General features: G+C 71.1%; 16 protein-coding genes and 3 tRNA genes. 2 read left to right on the top strand and 17 right to left on the bottom strand.

What is annotated here, in order from left to right; translation table 11 throughout:
* Positions 1-79: 79 nt before the first annotated feature.
* Positions 80-916 (bottom strand): translation elongation factor Ts, encoded by an 837-nt coding sequence (gene tsf / locus ACVWWH_RS06900; RefSeq protein ID WP_457316070.1) that lies wholly within the window; start codon positions 914-916, stop codon positions 80-82.
* Positions 917-1,042: 126 nt separating this feature from the next.
* Positions 1,043-1,912 (bottom strand): 30S ribosomal protein S2, encoded by an 870-nt coding sequence (gene rpsB / locus ACVWWH_RS06905; RefSeq protein ID WP_066497161.1) that lies wholly within the window; start codon positions 1,910-1,912, stop codon positions 1,043-1,045.
* 459 nt (positions 1,913-2,371) lie between these two features.
* On the opposite strand from rpsB, the gene ACVWWH_RS06910 reads away from it, so the two are divergent.
* Positions 2,372-2,932, top strand: coding sequence for a M23 family metallopeptidase (locus tag ACVWWH_RS06910; RefSeq protein WP_457316071.1), 561 nt, complete (start codon positions 2,372-2,374; stop codon positions 2,930-2,932).
* Positions 2,933-2,969: 37 nt separating this feature from the next.
* Here ACVWWH_RS06910 and ACVWWH_RS06915 read toward each other — a convergent pair whose 3' ends face one another.
* From ACVWWH_RS06915 to ACVWWH_RS06975, 13 genes are all read right to left on the bottom strand, one after another.
* Positions 2,970-4,157 carry an acyl-CoA dehydrogenase family protein gene (locus ACVWWH_RS06915; RefSeq protein ID WP_457316072.1) on the bottom strand — a complete coding sequence of 396 codons (1,188 nt, stop codon included), beginning with the start codon at positions 4,155-4,157 and terminating at the stop codon, positions 2,970-2,972.
* 151 nt (positions 4,158-4,308) lie between these two features.
* A tRNA-Ile gene (locus ACVWWH_RS06920) sits at positions 4,309-4,382 on the bottom strand.
* A 52-nt stretch (positions 4,383-4,434) separates the two neighbouring features.
* Positions 4,435-5,652, bottom strand: a complete 1,218-nt coding sequence (locus tag ACVWWH_RS06925; RefSeq protein WP_066497156.1) for a glycosyltransferase — start codon at positions 5,650-5,652, stop codon at positions 4,435-4,437.
* 63 nt (positions 5,653-5,715) lie between these two features.
* Positions 5,716-6,648 (bottom strand): DMT family transporter, encoded by a 933-nt coding sequence (locus ACVWWH_RS06930; protein ID WP_066497154.1) that lies wholly within the window; start codon positions 6,646-6,648, stop codon positions 5,716-5,718.
* Positions 6,648-7,289, bottom strand: a complete 642-nt coding sequence (locus tag ACVWWH_RS06935; protein WP_066497153.1) for a CDP-alcohol phosphatidyltransferase family protein — start codon at positions 7,287-7,289, stop codon at positions 6,648-6,650. The genes ACVWWH_RS06930 and ACVWWH_RS06935 overlap by 1 nt, the downstream gene beginning before the upstream one ends.
* An 89-nt stretch (positions 7,290-7,378) precedes the next feature.
* The gene (locus ACVWWH_RS06940) at positions 7,379-8,248 is read right to left on the bottom strand and encodes a phage holin family protein (RefSeq protein WP_084249404.1); all 870 of its coding nucleotides are present in this window, start codon (positions 8,246-8,248) and stop codon (positions 7,379-7,381) included.
* A 102-nt stretch (positions 8,249-8,350) separates the two neighbouring features.
* Positions 8,351-8,779: a hypothetical protein gene (locus tag ACVWWH_RS06945; RefSeq protein WP_457316073.1), complete on the bottom strand. Its 429-nt coding sequence runs from the start codon at positions 8,777-8,779 to the stop codon at positions 8,351-8,353.
* A 61-nt stretch (positions 8,780-8,840) separates the two neighbouring features.
* Positions 8,841-8,916 (bottom strand) — tRNA-Asn (locus ACVWWH_RS06950).
* An 11-nt stretch (positions 8,917-8,927) separates the two neighbouring features.
* Positions 8,928-9,003, bottom strand: a tRNA-Asn gene (locus ACVWWH_RS06955).
* Between the two features lie 83 nt (positions 9,004-9,086).
* Positions 9,087-10,988, bottom strand: coding sequence for a DNA primase (gene dnaG / locus ACVWWH_RS06960; RefSeq protein WP_457316074.1), 1,902 nt, complete (start codon positions 10,986-10,988; stop codon positions 9,087-9,089).
* A 52-nt stretch (positions 10,989-11,040) separates the two neighbouring features.
* A complete protein-coding gene (locus ACVWWH_RS06965) occupies positions 11,041-12,324 on the bottom strand; it encodes a deoxyguanosinetriphosphate triphosphohydrolase (protein WP_066497147.1) in 1,284 nt (427 codons plus the stop codon).
* Positions 12,317-13,516 (bottom strand): tRNA dihydrouridine synthase DusB, encoded by a 1,200-nt coding sequence (gene dusB / locus ACVWWH_RS06970; protein ID WP_066497146.1) that lies wholly within the window; start codon positions 13,514-13,516, stop codon positions 12,317-12,319. Before dusB ends, ACVWWH_RS06965 begins: the two co-directional genes overlap by 8 nt.
* Before the next feature lie 78 nt (positions 13,517-13,594).
* Positions 13,595-14,416: a hypothetical protein gene (locus ACVWWH_RS06975; RefSeq protein WP_457316075.1), complete on the bottom strand. Its 822-nt coding sequence runs from the start codon at positions 14,414-14,416 to the stop codon at positions 13,595-13,597.
* 398 nt (positions 14,417-14,814) lie between these two features.
* On the opposite strand from ACVWWH_RS06975, the gene ACVWWH_RS06980 reads away from it, so the two are divergent.
* Positions 14,815-15,663 (top strand): lysophospholipid acyltransferase family protein, encoded by an 849-nt coding sequence (locus tag ACVWWH_RS06980; protein ID WP_457316076.1) that lies wholly within the window; start codon positions 14,815-14,817, stop codon positions 15,661-15,663.
* Positions 15,664-15,688: 25 nt separating this feature from the next.
* On the opposite strand, the gene ACVWWH_RS06985 is transcribed toward ACVWWH_RS06980, so the two are convergent.
* The gene (locus ACVWWH_RS06985) at positions 15,689-16,723 is read right to left on the bottom strand and encodes a GNAT family N-acetyltransferase (protein ID WP_457316077.1); all 1,035 of its coding nucleotides are present in this window, start codon (positions 16,721-16,723) and stop codon (positions 15,689-15,691) included.
* A gap of 7 nt (positions 16,724-16,730) precedes the next feature.
* Positions 16,731-18,113 carry a glycine--tRNA ligase gene (locus ACVWWH_RS06990; RefSeq protein WP_457316078.1) on the bottom strand — a complete coding sequence of 461 codons (1,383 nt, stop codon included), beginning with the start codon at positions 18,111-18,113 and terminating at the stop codon, positions 16,731-16,733.
* Positions 18,114-18,148 lie beyond the last annotated feature (35 nt).

Here is an 18,148-nt window from a genome sequence, read left to right on the forward strand (position 1 = left end):
GGCACTTGCCGACGGCCTGCGCGGCGGCAGCCACAGCAAAGGGGCGGCCACCGAAGTGGCCGCCCCTGTGGTGTGCGTGCTAGGCGCCGACGCGGAAGCGGGCGAACGCGGTCGCCTCGACACCGGCCTCGGACAGCACCTGGCCGACGGACTTCTTGGCATCCTTGGCGAACGCCTGGTCGACGAGCACCTCGCCCTTGTAGAAGCCGGTCACGCGGCCTTCCACGATCTTCGGCAGGGCAGCCTCGGGCTTGCCCTCGGCCTTGGCGGTCTCCTCGGCGATGCGGCGCTCCGAGTCGACGAGGTCGGCCGGGACGTCCTCGCGGCGGAGGTAGTTCGGGGCCATCGCGGCCACGTGCACAGCGACATCGTGCGCGGCAGCATCGGCGGCCTCGCCCTCGCCGTTCACGGCGAGGAGGACGCCGACCTGCGCCGGGAGGTCCTTGGACGTCTTGTGGAGGTAGGCGTCGACCGTGGTGCCCTCGATGCGGGCGATGCGGCGGACGGCGACCTTCTCGCCGAGGACCGCGCCCTCTTCGACGACGTACTCGCTCAGCGGCTTGCCGTCGACGTCCGCGGCCAGGAGGGCCTCGAGGTCGGCAGCGCCGGAGGCGATGGCCGTGGCGAGCACCTTGTCGGCGAGCTCGATGAACTTGGCGGACTTGGCCACGAAGTCGGTCTCGCAGTTGACCTCGACCATGACGCCGACGCCGCCTTCGACCTTGGCGGCCACGAGGCCCTCGGCGGTGGAGCGGCCCTCGCGCTTGGTGGCGCCCTTGAGGCCCTTGATGCGGATGATCTCGACGGCCTTCTCAGCGTCGCCGTTGGCCTCGTCAAGAGCCTTCTTGACGTCCATCATGCCGGCGCCGGTGCGCTCGCGCAGGGCCTTGATGTCAGCGGCGGTGTAGTTCGCCATATGAACCCCTCGTCTCGTATGTTCTGCAGGTCTTTCCGCCAGCAGGATGGCAGCCTCGTCGGGGGCGGCCATCCTGCCGGCGGCCTCCGGGTCCTTCAGGAGCACCCGGAGAGGGTCTTGGTCGAGTTAGTTCGTGCCCTCGGCCGGCTGCTCGGCGGCGGCAGGAGCCTCGGCCGGCTGCTCGGCAGCGGCAGGAGCCTCGGCCGGTGCCTCCGCGGGAGCCTCCGCCTTCTCACCCTCGAGGAGCTCGCGCTCCCACTCGGCGAGCGGCTCGGCCTGCGTGCCCTCGGACCCGGACCCGCGGTTCTGGCGGGCGATGAGGCCCTCGGCCACGGCGTCGGCGACGACGCGCGTGAGGAGGTTCACGGAGCGGATCGCGTCGTCGTTGCCCGGGATCGGGAAGTCGACCTCGTCGGGATCGCAGTTCGTGTCGAGGATGGCCACGACCGGGATGCCGAGCTTCTTGGCCTCGTCGACCGCGAGGTGCTCCTTCTTCGTGTCCACGATCCAGAGGAGGGACGGAGTGCGGGAGAGGTTGCGGATGCCGCCGAGGGTCTTCTCGAGCTTGTCCTTCTCGCGCTGGAGGATGAGGAGTTCCTTCTTGGTGTGGCCCGAACCGGCCACATCCTCGAAGTCGATCTCCTCGAGCTCCTTGAGGCGCTGGATGCGCTTGGCAACAGTGGAGAAGTTGGTGAGCATGCCGCCCAGCCAGCGCTGGTTGACGTACGGCTGGCCGACGCGGGTGGCCTGCTCGGCGATGGCCTCCTGGGCCTGCTTCTTCGTGCCGACGAAGAGCACGGTGCCGCCGTGGGCGACCGTCGCCTTGACGAACTCGAAGGCGCGGTCGATGAACGACAGCGACTGCTGGAGGTCGATGATGTAGATGCCGTTGCGCTCGGTGAGGATGAAGCGCTTCATCTTCGGGTTCCAGCGGCGGGTCTGGTGGCCGAAGTGGACACCGCTGTCGAGCAGCTGGCGCATGGTAACGACGGGCATGCCGACGCTCCTTCCGGCAGGTCTTTCTCCGAGGGCGACCCTGGGTACGCCCTTGCCCCTGCCATAGTTGACGGTTACTGACGACGACGGCCGGGTGGCCGTCCGTCCCTGGCATCCCCTCCCTGCCCTACCGCAGTCGCGGACCGATGGGCTGGCAGTGCCCCCTCCCGGCACGCTCCGGCCGGGGCCGGACGATCAGGGAGACGGGGCGCTGGATGCGCGGAGTCGGCCTCCTCCCCCGCAGACCGGGCCGGAGGTGGCAGAGCACTGAATCCGGCACAGCGAAGCGGGCTCGAAAGCCGCGGTTTCCAGTGTACTACAGCGCGACACGCCCGGGAGCGGCGCCGGCGCCCCCCTTCCTGCCTGGACATGGCCTCCACAGGCCCGGTCCCCGGCGGGTCGTCCACATGGGCGCCCGGCGCCACGCGCAGCCGACGGAGCCGCGGCCATGCTGAGGGAATGGACGATTCCCACCGGACAGCCCGCACGCGGGCAGCCCCCTACCTCGCAGTGGCGCTGGCCCTCGTGGGAGCGCTGCTGGCGCCGCCGGTCCCGGCTGCCGCTGGGGCACTGCCCGGGGGTCAGGCCACAGAGGCTGGCTGGACCTTGCCGCTCGAGCCGCAGCCCGCGGTGGCCCACCCGTTCGACCCGCCGGCCCGCCCCTGGCTCTCGGGCCACCGCGGGGTCGACCTGGCCGGCGCGCCCGGCGCGGCGGTCAGGGCTCCCCAGGCCGGGACGGTGTCCTTCAGCGGCTGGGTCGTGGACCGGCCGGTCGTCACGATCGACCACGGGGGCGGGCTCCGCAGCAGCTTCGAGCCCGTCCAGGCCACGGTCCCGGTCGGTTCCGCGGTGGCGCAGGGCGAGGAGTTCGGGGTGGTGTCGGCGCCGGGGACGGCCCACTGCGCCGACGGCGCCTGCCTTCACTGGGGAGTGCGCCGCGGGGAGGACTACGTCGACCCCCTCGCCTTCCTCGGGGACCGCCGGCCCTCGGTGCTCCTCCCGTGGGACGGGGCACCCTGAGCCCGGCGCCGCACCGGCGGCGAGCGCCCGCCGCGGGTCAGACGATCGCGGAGATGCCGGTGATCGCGCGGCCGGTCACGAGGGTGTTGATCTCGTGGGTGCCCTCGTAGGAATAGATGGCCTCGGCGTCGGCGAACACCTTGGCCATGCCGAAATCGCTCACGATCCCATTGCCGCCGAGCAGGCTGCGGCCGATCGCGACGCTCTCGCGCATCCGGGCCGTGGTGAAGGCCTTGGCAAGGGCGGACTGCTCGTCGCGGGCCTGCCCGGCATCCTCGAGCTGGGCGAGTCGGACCATCATGCCCAGCGAGCTCACCACATTGCCGAGGATGGTCACGAGTTGGTCCTGGACCAGCTGGAAGGAGGCGATGGGACGGCCGAACTGCTCGCGCTCCACCGCGTACCGCCGCGCCACGTCGAAGGCCGCCAACTGCTGGCCCACCGCCTGCCAGGCGACCGCGAGCCGGGTGACCTTGAGGACCTTGTTCGTGTCCCGGAAGCTGTTGGCGTGGGCGAGCTTGAACTCGGCCGGGACGCGGACGTCCTCCAGGACGATGTCCGCGTTCTGCACGGTGCGCAGTGCGATCTTGTTCTCGATCTTGGTCGCCCGGTAGCCGGGTAGGGTGGTGTCGACGAGGAAGCCCTTGACCTGGTCGTCCGCGGCATCCCGGGCGAAGACCACGACCCAGTCGGAGAAGGTCGCGTTCCCGATCCACCGCTTCGCGCCGTTGAGCACCCACTCGTCGCCCTCCCTTCGGGCGATGGTCCGGGTGCCGCCAGCGACATCGGAGCCGCCCAGGGGCTCAGTGAGCGCGAACGCCCCGATCTTCTCCAGCGTGTACGCCTCCGGGAGCCACTTCGCCTTCTGTTCCTCGGAGGCGAGGAGCTCGATCGAGCCGGTGAAGAGGCCGTCATGGACCCCCATGAACGTCGCGATCGACGCGTCGGCCCTCGTGAACTCGGCGTGGAGGAGCCCGGCGAGCAGGCTCGAATGCCCCTGCCTGCGGATGGGGCTCATCACGTCGAGCTCCGCCAGCCGCGGGACGAGCTCGTGCGGAAACTCGGCGCGGTTCCAGCAGTCGACCGCGATCGGTGCCACCTCACGGGCCAGCCAGTCGCGCACCTCGTGGAGGCGGTCGCGCTCCTTGTCCGCAAGCAGGGCCTCGAAGGAGTAGAAGTCGCCGTCGGCGTAGGGAAGGTCGGCCGCGGTGCGGTGCTGGGGCATGGGGTCTCCCGGTCATGATGCTACTGATGGGTAACTACTGGTCAGTAACATACGCTGCCTGCCCGGTTCCCACAACACCCGTCTTCCCGCGGCACGGTGCGCGATGAGACGCCGAAGGCCCGGAGCCACTGGTGGCTCCGGGCCTTGCGGGTAGGGCGTGTGGGACTTGAACCCACGACCAAGGGATTATGAGTCCCCTGCTCTAACCGGCTGAGCTAACGCCCCGCGTCTCCGCGCTGGCAGGACCATCTCATCCTAGTGGCACCGCGGCGCTGGACTACGCCCGGGCCAGGTCGCCGCCCAGGTCCGTCCCGCGGTAGAGGGCCTCGAAGGTGTCCAGCGTCGCCTTGATGCCGTGCTTCTGTACCATGCGGTGGCTCTCCGCGCCCATGCGGGCCTGCTCCTGCTCCGGCAAGCCGAGCACGGCGGTGATCTTCGAGGCAAGGTCGTCGCTGTCATTGGGCGTGAAGAGATAGCCGTTCTCGCCGTCGGCCACGAGGTGCGGCAGCGCCATGGCATTCGCGAGGACCACGGGGGTCGAGGCGCTCATCGCCTCGAGCGTGACGAGGGACTGGAGCTCGGCGGTGCCGGGCATGCAGAAGAGGTCGGCGCGCAGGTACGCGAGCCGCAGCTCGTCGTCGGGGGCGAGCCCGAGGAACCGCACGCGGTCGCGCACGCCGAGACTCTCCACGAGCTTCTCGAGGGAGGGGCGCACCTCTCCCCCGCCGACGATCTCAAGGTGCACGTTGAGCTCGGCGGGCGTCTTCGCGATGGCCCTGATGAGCACGTCCACGTGCTTCTCCTCGGCCAGCCGGCCGGCGAACAGCACCGTCGGGTACGGGTTCTTCTGGACGACCTCGTCTGGCCGCGGCTCGTAGGCGGCGATGTCGATGCCATTGGAGAGCGGCAGGACGTCGGTCAGGAACGCGTGGTCGTGCATCGCCTTCGCCGCGAGCGGCGTGGGTGTCGTGACGACGTCGGCCTGGCCCATGACCTTGCCCATGTCCTTCCACGACTGCCGGCCGATGATGTCGATGAACCACTGCGGGAAGGGCAGGAACGGATTGAGGTTCTCTGGCATGAAGTGGTTCGTCGCAACTACGCGGATGCCGCGCCTGACCGCCTCGTACAGGACGTGCTCGCCGATCATGTAGTGGCTCTGGATGTGCACGACGTCCGGCTGGACGTGGTCGAACAGAAGCGCGATCTCCTTCTTGACCTCCCAGGGGAACACGATGCGCCAGTACTCGTGGGTGGGCACGGAGTGGGAGCGGAGGCGGTGCACGGTGGCCTCGGGTCGCACCTCGGTGAAGCTCTTGCCCTTGTCGGAACGCACGGCGGCGACGTGGACGTGGTGCCCGCGAGCGGTCATGCCCTTGGCGAGGCGGTAGCCGAACTGCGCGGCGCCGTTGACGTGCGGCGGGTAGGTGTCGGCACCGATGAGGATCGTCAGTGGCTTGCTGGTCAGGTCCGTGTCGGAGTCAGGCAGTGTCACGAGGGCTCTCCTGGTCGGGCAGGCCGGCGGTTCCGGCCCGCGGTGCCGGCGGCGGCGGGCGCATCAGCCGGCGTGGGAACGTGCATCGGGCCCGGATCCTCCGCGGAGTTCACGGGCGGCGTCCTTTCTCCGCTTCGCGACCTCGGGGTGGTGCCGGGACAGGGCAATGACCCCCACGATAGCAACGACCGCGGCCGCACCCATGGACACCGCGAGCACTGGCGGCACATCGGGACGCAGCTCACCGAGGATCGTGATGCCGATCGCGATGCCCACGATCGGGTCGATGACAGTCAGGCCCGCGATGACGAGATCGGGCGGACCGGACGAGTAGGCATTCTGGACGAACCACGAACCGAGTCCCCCGGCCGCGGCGATCGCGACCACCGAGTACCACTGGACGTTGAGCAGGAACTGGCCGTTGGCTGCGAGGAGGTCGCGGCCGATGATCCGGGTCAGGACCGCGACGAACCCGAACAGCACCCCGGCTCCGAGGATGTAGACGAACGCACCGAGCCGGTGGCGGAACATCGCGGCGAGGGAGCCGAAGATCCCCACGGCGAGCGCGAGCAGCAGGACGATGGCGAGCTCGGCGTCCGGCCCCACATGGTGGTTCTCGACGGTCGCGTTCACGGCGAGGAGCACGAACAGGGCCGAGCCCGTGACACAGGCGCTGATGGCGACGACGGTGGGCCGGTTGATCGTGATCCCCTGGTCCTTCGAATTGACCACGGTGGTGATGACGAGCGCGATGGCGCCGATCGGCTGGATGACCGTGAGCGGCGCCGAGACGAGCGCGACCATGTTGCAGAGCATTCCCGCCCCGAGCAGCGCCAGCCCGAGGATCCAGCGCGGGTTCCTCACGAGGCGGACGAACCCGCGGGAGCTGAGCGCAAGGCCTCCCATGTCGGCCTTCACGGCGCTTCCCTGGCGCTGGGCTCCGATGGCGAGGAAGAAGGCGCCCAGGACCGCGAGGACCACGGCGAACCACACCATCAGCGCCCCGCCTCCCTGCCGCCGTCTCCGCGCCGGCCCTTCCGGATCGGCCGTCCCTTGACGACGATCGCCCGGAAGTAGTCCATGGCCGCGACCCAGTGTCCGAGCAGGCCGAGCACGAGGAGGGACCACGCCACGGCCGAGTACAGCGAGGCGCCCGGCAGGGCGAGCTTGGAGAGGACGAGGAGCGGGGTCCCCACGAGGAGCAGGGCGGTGCGGACCTTGCCGACCTTGGACACCGGCAGGTCGGGGTGGCTGTGGAAGTAGAAGAGGGACGCGATGCCGAGGGCGACATCGGGCACGAGGAGCGCGGCGAGGTACCACCACTGGACGACCCCGGCGAGCACGAGCGTGAGGGCGACGGCGAGGAGCGCGAGCCGATCCGCTGCGGGGTCGAGGACGCGCCCGAGGGTCGAGGTCTGCCCGAGCCGCCGCGCGATGTACCCGTCGACCCAGTCAGTGCTCCCCATGACGGCGAGCACCACAACGGCCCACCCGTACTCCCGCGGTCCGAGGACGAGCCACATGAACAGCGGCACGCCGAGGAAGCGCAGGATGGTGATGACGTTCGGCAGGGTCAGGACCGCGTCCGTCTCGGTCTGACCGCGGCCCGGACGCGCACCGGCATTGAAGAGCCTCACGGGGACCGCTCCGCCCGCTCATGCCCCCGCATCGCTTCCGTTCCCCCCACGGCCGACGTACTGCCGTGCACTCGAGCTCCCCCGGCCGATCAGCTCTTGACCAGCTTGCGCAGGAAGACGACGAACGCAGTCGCCGAGACGGTGAAGACGGTCAGGGGCGCCCAGCGCTCCCGGATCATCTCGGCTGCCTCGGCGCCGCGGCGCGCGGCGTCCTCGTTGTGCTGGGCGCCCGGGGCGCCCTTCGCGAAGGGGCTGCGGCCGGAGGCGCCGGCCAGCGCCGAGCGCACATCATCCGCGAGGTAGCCGGCCTGGCGCTTGACGTCCATCTCGGCGACAAGTCCCTCGCGGACGTCGAGGAGATGCTCGCGGCGCTTGGCGAGGCGTTCGCGCAGCTCGGCCTCGGTGGGGGTCGGGAGCTTGACCTTGCCGTGGGCCCGGTCCTGGGCCTCCTTCTCCAGCTGCTGCCGCGCCTTCTCGGCCTCCTTGGTGGCCTGGGCGCGCTTGTACTGGATCGTGGAGGGGTCGAGCAGGCGCGGGTCGAAGCTGCGGCCCTCGGTCACGATGCCGACGTCGTACCGCAGCCCGCGGATGGCGTCGGCCGGGACGAGCGGCATGGCCTTCTTGACCCAGCGGAGCCCGATGAGCGCCGCGATCGCCAGGATCACGAGGAAGGCAGCGCTCACCACGAGTGCCGCGAGCCAGCCCGGCATCACGGTGGCGAGGCCCAGGATCGCCGCCACGACGAGCGCGATCACGAGGAGCCCGAGGAACACGAGCGCCACACCGAACAGGCCGGCACCGATGCCGGCCTGCTTCCCCCTCTGCTTCATTTCGATCTTCGCGAGCGTCAGCTCATCGTTCAGCTGGCGCGGTGCGAGCCGTGCGGCCTGGCCTGCGAGGTCCGGCAGAGCCGCCAGTTTCGGCCGCCGATCGTCCGGCATGCTGTGGCGTCCACTCATCGTCGTCGGGTTCCTTCCAGTCGGTCCAGAACGCGCGAGGCGCAATCCGTGACCAAACTACCACCCGGGGACGCGCGGAAGGCCGCCGCCGCGCAGCCGGCCTCAGCCGGGTGTGCTCCCGGTCCCGAGCGCTCCGAAGGCCGCCTCGACCTGCAGGAACTGCTCGGCAGCGTGGACCGCGGCGTCGAAGGCGTCGGTGTCGGTGGCCGAGCCGCGGGGGCCGCGCGGGAGCCACTCGTGGCGTTCGGTCCGGATGGTCTCGAATCCCTCGCGCGGGGGTGCGTAGTAGATCGCAAAGCGCTGGACGGGCCACCCCGCGGGCGTCTCGGGGGCGACCAGGACCGCAGACCTGAGGGCGAAGTTGACCCACTGGGCGATGGGGCGGCGATGGTCCCGCAGCAGTATGCCGTCACTGAACCCAGCGGCGGACCCCTCGCCGTACACGCTCTCGAACCGGGCGCGCCACACGGTCAGGAGTGGACCCTCATAGCGTGTCCACCCTGCCGGGAGGGAAGCCGACGGCTCGGGCATACGTTCATGATAGAGGCCGCGGGCGGCGCTGCACCGGCCTTCCGGCCGGTGGCGCACACCATGGCTCCCCCGACTGGACTCGAACCAGTAACCCTTCGATTAACAGTCGAATGCTCTGCCAATTGAGCTACGGGGGAATGGCTGCAAGTGGCTCCCCCGACTGGACTCGAACCAGTAACCCTTCGATTAACAGTCGAATGCTCTGCCAATTGAGCTACGGGGGATTGCAGCGGGTTCTACCCTATCAGGGCGCGCGCTTCGAGCGAAATCGGCGCCCGGGGCCGCCGCGACGCGCCCTCCGGGCCGATCAGTCGGGCGAACGGAGGGCCCTGCGGCGCAGCTCGAGGTCCAGCAGCGCCCGGTTGAGCCGCTGGTACTCCTCCGGCGGGCTGTCGGGGCCGAGTCGCTGCAGCTGGCCCATCATCTCGGCCTTCTGGGCGGTGATCTGGAGCTCGGCGAGCCCCGCGAGGATGTCCCGGCAGTACCTCTCGAGGGACTCCTCGGTCGTGGCCGGCAGCGGGGTCACGGCGAGTTCGGCCATGAGGGGCCGCAGGGCCTCGGGCAGCTCGTGGCGCACCCGTTCGATCCAGCCGGCGGTCGGCTCCTGCGGCGCCGGCCTGCCCGCGGCCACGATGGCGGCGTGGAGGGCCGCGTGGGCGGGCGCGGCGAACCGCGCCGCGGCGAACTCGGTCCAGGCCGAGTCGGCGAGCATCTGGGGCTGCTGCAGCACGACCTCGAGTGCCTGGCGCTCCATGACCGCGACCGGGTCGCGGGGGTCCGGCCGCCACGCGGCCGGCGAGAAGGCGGCGGGGGCCGCGCCGTCGCCGTCGTGCGCAGGGCCCTCCTGCTGGGACGGTCCCTGGCGCGGCGCGGACGACGGCGCGCCCCGCCGGGCTGCCGACTGCACCGCCCGCGTGACGTCCTCGAGGGGCACCCCCAGCCACTTCGCGAGCTCCCGGGCATAGGCGGGACGGATCGCCGGGTCGCGGATCTGGGCGACGACGGGAGCGGCCTCGCGCAGGGCCGACACCCGGCCCTCGACCGAGTCGAGGTTGTGCTTGCGGAGCGTGGCCTGGATCGCGAACTCGAAGAGCGGGCGCCGCGTCCCGATGAGCTGGACCACCGCCGCGTCGCCGCGGTGCTGGCGCAGCTCGCACGGGTCCATGCCGCTCGGCTCGACGGCCACGTAGGTCTGGGCCACGAAGCGCTGGTCCTCGTCGAAGGCCTTGAGCGCCGCCTTCTGGCCGGCGGCGTCGCCGTCGAAGGTGAAGACGACTTCTCCCCCGGTGCCGTCGTCGGAGAGGAGCCGGCGGGCGATCTTGATGTGCTCGGCGCCGAACGCGGTCCCGCAGCTGGCCACCGCCGTGTCGACGCCGGCGAGGTGGCAGGCCATGACGTCGGTGTAGCCCTCGACGACGACCAGCTGGCGCTTCTTGGCGATGTTGCGCTTGGCGAGGTCGATCCCGTAGAGGACCTGCGACTTCTTGTAGAGCGTCGTCTCCGGGGTGTTGAGGTACTTGGGCCCCTGGTCGTCCTCGAAGAGGCGGCGGGCGCCGAACCCGATCACGTCCGCCGTGATGTCCCGGATGGGCCAGATGAGCCGGCCGCGGAAGCGGTCGTAGAGGCCACGGTTGCCTTCGGAGAACATGCCTGTGAGCTTGAGCTCGTCGTCGCGGAAGCCCTTGGACCTCAGGTGCTTCAGGAGGGAGTCCCACCCCTGGGGGGCGAAGCCGACGCCGAACTGCTCCGCGACGTTGCGCTCGAAGCCGCGCTCGAACAGGAACTGCCGCCCGGCCGCGGCTGCGGGCGTCAGCAGCTGCGCCTGGAAGAATTCGGCGGCGATCTTGTGGGCGTCGAGCAGCCGCTGCCGACGCCCGACCTCCTCGCGCCGGGGGCCGGCGCCCTCCTCGTAGTGCAGCTCGTAGCCGATGCGCGCCGCGAGCTTCTCCACGGTCTCGGCGAACGCGGTGTGGTCCATCTTCATCAGGAAGCTGATGACGTCGCCGCTCTCGCCGCAGCCGAAGCAGTGATAGGTGCCCACCTGCGGGCGGACGTGGAAGGAGGGGCTGCGCTCGTCGTGGAAGGGGCACAGGCCCTTCCACGAGCCGATGCCCGCTCCCTTGAGGGTCACGTAGCCGTCGACGACCTCCCTGATGTCCGTGCGCGCGCGGACTTCCGCGATGTCCTCGGATTTGATCAGGCCAGCCACGGATCTACCTTAGCCACTGCCGCCGTCAGTCCTTGCCCGGCATCTTCGGGGCTCACCACAGGCTCGGCAGGCTCCCCACGAGGCGCTCGTACCAGGCCAGCGCGGAGCCGTCCGTGAGCGAGGCGACCTGGTCCACGATGACGCGCAGGCGCGCGCCGTCGTCCTCCGCAGCGCGCCAGTCCGCGGCGAACATCGGCTCGAGGTGCCGCTCGCCGGTGGCGCTCAGGGCGGTGACGAGGGCGTGCAGGACCTCGCGCTGACGCTCGTAGATGGGCTGCCGGTGGTCGGTGGTCATGACGAAGGTGGTCGCGAGGCCCTTCATGACCGCGATCTCCAGGACCGTCTCCTCCGGGACCATGACCTCGCCGTTGTACCGCGTGAGCGGCGCCGACCCGTAGGCGGCCCTGGTCAGCGCGAGCGCGCTGTCGCAGAAGCGCCCGATCAGCTGGCTCGTCATGTTCTTCAGCGCGGCCATGGACCTCCGCGAGCCGTCCGCCTCGCGCACCCACACAGGGGTCGCCTCGAGCCGGGCGAGCGCCGCGTCGATGGCGGCGGCGTCGCTGTGCGGCAGGTACCACTGCTGGGTGTAGCCGATGACCCGGGCGCGGTGGTCCGGGTTCTCCATCCAGCGCAGCTGGAACTTCCCGGCCACGATCGCGTCCTCGACGTCGTGGACCGAGTAGGCGATGTCGTCCGAGAGGTCCATGACCTGGGCTTCGATGCACGACCGCCCGGTGGGGGCGCCGTCCCTGATCCAGGAGAAGATCGGGAGGTCGTCCTCGTACGCGCCGAACTTGCTGGTGCGATGGCCGTGGACCAGCGGCGCGTCGACGGCGGTCCAGGGGTACTTGCACGCGGCATCCAGGCTCGCGCGCGTCAGGTTCAGCCCGGCGGGGCGCCCTGCGGCGTCGAGGACCTTCGGCTCGAGCCGCGTCAGCAGGCGGAGGGTCTGGGCGTTGCCCTCGAAGCCGCCGATGGCGTGGGCGATGTCGTTCAGGGCGCTCTCGCCGTTGTGGCCGAACGGCGGGTGGCCGAGGTCGTGGCTCAGGCACGCCGCGTCGACGACGTCCGGATCGCATCCCAGGACGCGCCCGAGCTCGCGGCCGACCTGGGCGACCTCGAGCGAATGGGTCAGCCTGGTGCGGACGAAGTCATCGGTGTCCGGTGCGACGACCTGCGTCTTCGCCCCGAGCCGGCGCAGGGCGGACGAGTGGAGGACGCGGGCCCTGTCCCGCTCGAAGTCGCTGCGGTAGGACTTCTTGGTCGGTTCCTCGACCCAGCGCTGCGTGTCCTGCGACGCGTAGCCGCGCGTGCCCTCGGCGACGGCCTCAGCCACCGGACACGTCCAGCTCTGCGGCGGCGATGTCGCGGGTCTGGGCGCTGTCCATGGTCCGGCTCTCGAGCCAGCGGTCCGGGAGGGCGGGGCGCTTCGGCGACCCCGCCCGGCCCCGCGGCCCCTCGGCATCGGCGCCCGGGTAGGGTGCGTCCGCGTCGAGCGTGCCCAGGAGGCCGCGGAGCTCCTCGAGCGTGTTCACCTGCGCGAGGCGGGCCCGCAGCTCCCCTCCCACCGCGTATCCCTTGAAGTACCAGGCGACGTGCTTGCGGATGTCCCGCAGCGCCTTGCCCTCGTCCTCGAAGTACTCGACCAGGAGCTGCGCGTGGCGGAAGAACGCCTCGCCGACCTCCGCAAGTCCGGGCTGGATGCGGTCCGCGCGGCCTTCGAAGGCCGCCTGCAGGTCGCCGAAGAGCCAGGGGCGCCCTTGGCAGCCGCGCCCGACGACGACCCCGTCGACCCCCGTCTCGCGCACCATGCGCACCGCGTCCTCGGCGCTCCAGATGTCGCCGTTGCCGAGCACCGGCACGTCCGGGAGGGCCTCCCGCAGGCGGGCAATGGCGCTCCAGTCCGCCGTCCCGGAATAGAACTGGGCCGCGGTGCGCCCGTGCAGTGCCACCGCGGCGACGCCGGCGTCCCGCGCGATCCGGCCGGCGTCGAGGTAGGTCAGGTGGTCCTCGTCGATGCCCTTGCGCATCTTCACGGTCAGCGGGAGGCCGCCCCGGTCCGCTTCGCGGACCGCGGTGGTGACGATCTGCGTGAACAGGTCCGTCTTCCAGGGCAGGGCCGAGCCGCCTCCGCGCTTGGTGACCTTCGGGACCGGGCAGCCGAAGTTGAGGTCGATGTGGTCGGCAAGGTCTTCCTCGACGAGCATGCGGACGGCCTGGCCCACGGTGACGGGATCCACCCCGTAGAGCTGCACCGAGCGGACGGCCTCATCGTCGTCGTGCCTGATCATGCGCAGGGACTCGGGGTGCCGCTCGACGAGTGCCCGCGAGGTGACCATCTCCGCGACGTACAGCCCCCCGCCGAACTCGCGGCACAGGCGCCGGAAGGCCGTGTTCGTGATGCCCGCCATCGGCGCGAGCACCACGGGGGTGTCGACGGTGAGGCGCCCCAGGTGCAGGGGCGGCAGCTCGAGTCGAACGGGTTCGGCTGGGGCACCCGAGGGGGTTCCGGGAAGGACGGTTGGCACAGCAGTCACCCCTCCATTGTGTCAAAGCGATGCAAAACGCCGGCGCACCCGCTCTGGGCGCGGGCGGCGTGCCCCCTCTCACGCGACCGCCCTGCCGTCCTGTGAGCCGTCCTGTCCGCCGAGGAGGCGGACCAGTTCCGCGGGCGCGGAGACGACGACCGCGCCGTCCTCCCATGCCGTTGCCTGCTGCATGGGGGCGCCCGGGCGCCACCAGTAGACGTGCGGACTCAGCGGCGCCACCTCGTCCTGGGCGAGGACGGCGTTGAGTTCGAGCATCGAACGGATGCCCTCGCTCGAGACGCTGTCCTCGGTCACGGTGAAGGCGATCATCCTCAGCGCCGGAACGCTGAAGAGGACCCCGAGGGGGCCGGGCTCGATCCCGAAGTGGTCCATGAGCCGCTCCGGATAGGCCATCCACGATGCCTGGCGCGGATGATCGGACTCGAGCAGCAGAACGGCCGTGCCCTCGCGGACGAAGGCCTCTCCCCTCCCGAGGCCCGCTGCGAAGAGGTTGGACTCCGCGGCCGCCCAGGCCGCGTCGGGGCCGCCCGCCTTGGCGAGGTGGTCGTCGGCGAGGTAGAGGGAGGCCTGGTCGTGGCGGAGGGCCAGAATCAGCGGCAGCCCTCCCACGTGGCGGGCGTACGTGTGGGCCTCGGCGAGCTGGCCCGGCGGCATCCGCTCTGGCGCCACGAAGCGGGGGAAGAGCCGTTCGCGCAGAGCCTGCCCCGCGTACCCGAGGCCGCCGCGGGTTCGGCAGCCGTGGACGGCGGCGTCGAGGATCTGGGTGACGACGGCCGCGACCATGGCGCCCCACTCCGCTTCGGGAAGACGCCCTGCCTCGCGGGCGATGGTCGAGAACCCCAGCTGTGCGCCCGGGCCCGTGAAGGGGCCTCCCGTCACGGCCAGGTGCGTCCCGCAGTCCTTGGCCCGGTACCCGCGGCTGCGGACGGCCTCTGCCGCGTGGGCTCTGAGGGCGTCGGCCTGGCGCTGGCTGAACTCGGGCAGATGCGGGTCCCGAGGTCCACCCTGCCCGCTCGGGCCCGAGGGTCCAGGTATCCCGCCGGGGCCAGCAGGCAGCGTCCTCCCGCCTCTGCGTGTGCGATTGCGCTGTGCCTTGGCCATGCCAACCCCCCGGGTTCCCTGGTGTCCGGTGCCCCTGCGGCACCTGGTTCCCGACGCTACGGAGCGGGCGGCCCGGCCGGAACCGAGAAGAGGCCCTATGTGGACAAGCCGCCAGCGAGCCGCCTGCCAGCAACGCAGCCCCCGTCGGAGGCTCTGCCGCCTGTAGGGTGGGCGCCATGGCGACACCTCGCGTTCCGGGCCGCCCGCGGCTCCCGGATCAGGCGCGCCGTCTCCGGCCGGACAACTTCTGGCTTTACGATCTGGCCCGCCTGGCGTTCACCGCCCTGCGGGACCTGTTTCGGGTCGACGTCGTCTCCACGGGCCACGACGCCGTCCCTGAGGGGCAGGTTGTCCTCACCATCACGCACTTCGGGTATCTCGACTTCGTTCCCGTCGCCCTGCTGTGGTGGGAGCTCCGGCGGGACAGGCTGCGGTTCCTCGTGGGCCCCCGCCCCTATCGCAGCCGCCTGCTGGGCGCAGCGATCAATGCCTGCGGAGGGCTCGCCGTCGTGGGCAAGCCGAACCACGCGAGCCTCCACGCCTCCCTGAGGACCCTGGACGCGGGCTGGAGCGTTGCCCTCTTCCCCGAGGCCGGGGTGAGCCGGAGCTTCACCGTGCGCGCCTGCCATACCGGTGCGGTGCGGATGGCCCTCGAGACCGGCGTCCCCCTCGTGCCCGTGGCGGTCTGGGGCGGCCACCGCATCATGACCCGGGGCCATGGGGCCAGGGCGAGGCGGGGGGCGGGCTCGCTCAGGGCCTTGTGGCAGGCTCCGGTCCGGATCCACTTCGGCGCCCCCGTGGACGTGGTCGGCACCACCGGCCCCGAGGACGCCGGACGGCGACTCCAGACGGCCCTCCAGTCCGCCGCCGACGTCGCGGTGCTCGACTTCCCGCTGGGCCACCCCGCCGGGGCGTGGTGGGTGCCGGCGAAATTCGGCGGAGGGGCTCCGACCGAGGCCGAGCGCGACATCTGGGATGCTCGCGACGTCATGAACGGGCTGCGTCCCGACCGCGACAAGATGTAAGTCGCCCGGGGCCGGGAGCCAGCGGTCAGTCCCCGACGGTGAGGGTCTCGGGCCCCACCTGCTCTGCCGTGCCCGTCTCGAGCAGCGGATCGACCGCGGCCCGCACGGCGGCCATGGAGTCGTCGACTTCGAGCCGCACCGGATGCTGGTAGGCCACGAGCGCGAGGAGGCCGCGCACCGCGTCCTGGGCGTCGGCCGGGTCGAGACGGACCTCGTGGCCGAGCAGGACTTCGCTCGGCTGTTCGGCGGCGGCGCTCGCCGGGCCGGCATAGCTCACCGCGAAGGCCCGCAGCCGGCCCTTCTTCGACGGCGCGACCCCGGCGCCGAACGCGCTCACGGCCGGGGCTCGCAGCACGACGGCGCCGTGGGCCCCCGCGGCGTCAGAGAGGAAGAGCTGCTGGGCACGGCCCACGCTGAGCGCAGCCGGCGGGTCCCACTCGTGCACCGCGGCATAGTAGCGGCCGACGGCGTCGCTCAGCTCGACCGAGCCGGTCGCCAGATCCTCGACGAGCGGGGAGGTGTCATCGCCCAGCCCGGTCTCCGCCGCCGGCCCGTCGCCGAAGACGGGGAGCTTGAGCGCCCCCGGCCGCACGACGACCTCGCGGGAGCGCTGGAGCAGGCCGAACCCGCTGGCCTCGGCGAACGCCGCCCCCGCGCTCCCGGCCTCGACCTTCGAGCGCAGGCGCGGGACCCCTCCGCCCGCGGCCGCGGCGATGCGGGCGGGCACGTCGGCGGTGCGCTCACGCAGGCGCCGCAGGAGCTCGGTCCCGATGCCTGCCCGACGATGGTCCCGGGCAACCTCGACGTACACCCACAGCCGCGCCGGATGGAGCGCCGCCTCGTAGACGACGCCGGCCGCCACAGGAATGCCCTGGTCCTCCGCCACGATGCAGCGGCGCCACGCGGCGGCGGGCGACGGCGCGGCGTCGTCCGCACCGTCCGAGTCCGGCGCGAAGGCACCGCGGAACTGCGCCGGCGACGCGCCCTCGGCGTCGCCCCACAGCTGCAGCAGGGTGCGGTCGTCGCCCTCGCGCCAGGGCCGGTAGGTCAGCTGTGCCACGCCCGGGTCACTTCCCGAGCCGCTCGAACAGGTAGCCGGTCACCTTGTCGAGGGAGACCCGCTCCTGGCTCATCGAGTCGCGCTCGCGGATGGTCACGGCCTGGTCCTCGAGGGTGTCGAAGTCCACGGTGATGCAGAACGGGGTGCCGATCTCGTCCTGGCGACGGTAGCGGCGGCCGATCGCGCCGGCGTCGTCGAACTCGATGTTCCAGTGCCGCCGCAGCTCGGCGCCGAGGTCGCGGGCCTTGGGCGAGAGGTCCTCGTTGCGCGAGAGCGGGAGGACGGCGGCCTTGACGGGGGCCAGGCGCGGATCGAGGCGCAGGACCGTGCGCTTGTCCACGCCGCCCTTCGTGTTGGGCGCCTCGTCCTCGGTGAAGGCGTCGACGAGGAAGGCCATCATGGACCGGGTGAGGCCGAACGAGGGCTCGATCACGTACGGCGTGTAGCGCTCATTGGTGGCCTGGTTGAAGTAGGCGAGCTCGTGGCCGGAGGCCTTCGAATGGCTCGAGAGGTCGAAGTCCGTGCGGTTCGCGACGCCCATGAGCTCGCCCCACTCGTTGCCCTGGAAGCCGAAGCGGTACTCGATGTCGATCGTGCCCGCCGAGTAGTGGGCGCGCTCGTCCTCGGGGACGTCGAACTGGCGCATGTTCTCGGGGTTGATGCCGAGGTCGATGAACCAGTTCCAGCAGGCGTCGACCCAGTGCTTGAACCACGCGTCGGCGTCAGCCGGCGCGGTGAAGTACTCGATCTCCATCTGCTCGAACTCGCGCGTGCGGAAGATGAAGTTGCCGGGGGTGATCTCGTTGCGGAAGGCCTTGCCGATCTGGCCGATGCCGAACGGCGGCTTCTTGCGCGAGGTCGTGACGACGTTGTTGAAGTTGACGAAGATGCCCTGCGCCGTCTCGGGGCGCATGTAGTGCAGGCCCTCGGCGTTGTCGACCGGGCCCAGGAAGGTCTTCATGAGGCCGGAGAACATCTGCGGCTCGGTCCACTTCCCGGCGGTGCCGCAGTTCGGGCACGTGATGGAGGCCATGCCCTCCTCGGGCGCGCGGCCCTTCTTGGCCTCGTACGCCTCGATGAGGTGGTCCTGGCGGAAGCGGTGGTGGCACTGGAGGCACTCGACGAGCGGATCGGTGAACGTCGCGACGTGGCCCGAGGCCTCCCAGACCTGCTTGGGCAGGATCACCGAGGAGTCGAGCCCGACCATGTCCTCGCGGCCGCGGACGAAGGTCTGCCACCACTGCTCCTTGATGTTCTCCTTGAGCTCGACGCCGAGTGGACCGTAGTCCCACGCCGAGCGGGACCCTCCGTAGATCTCACCCGCCTGGTAGACGAATCCGCGGCGCTTGGCCAGGGAGACAATCGAGTCCAGTGCGGTCTTGGGTGCCAAGGGGAATCCTCCGAGAGTGCTCAGGCCGCTGGGTG

The organism is Sinomonas sp. RB5, assembly GCF_054063535.1.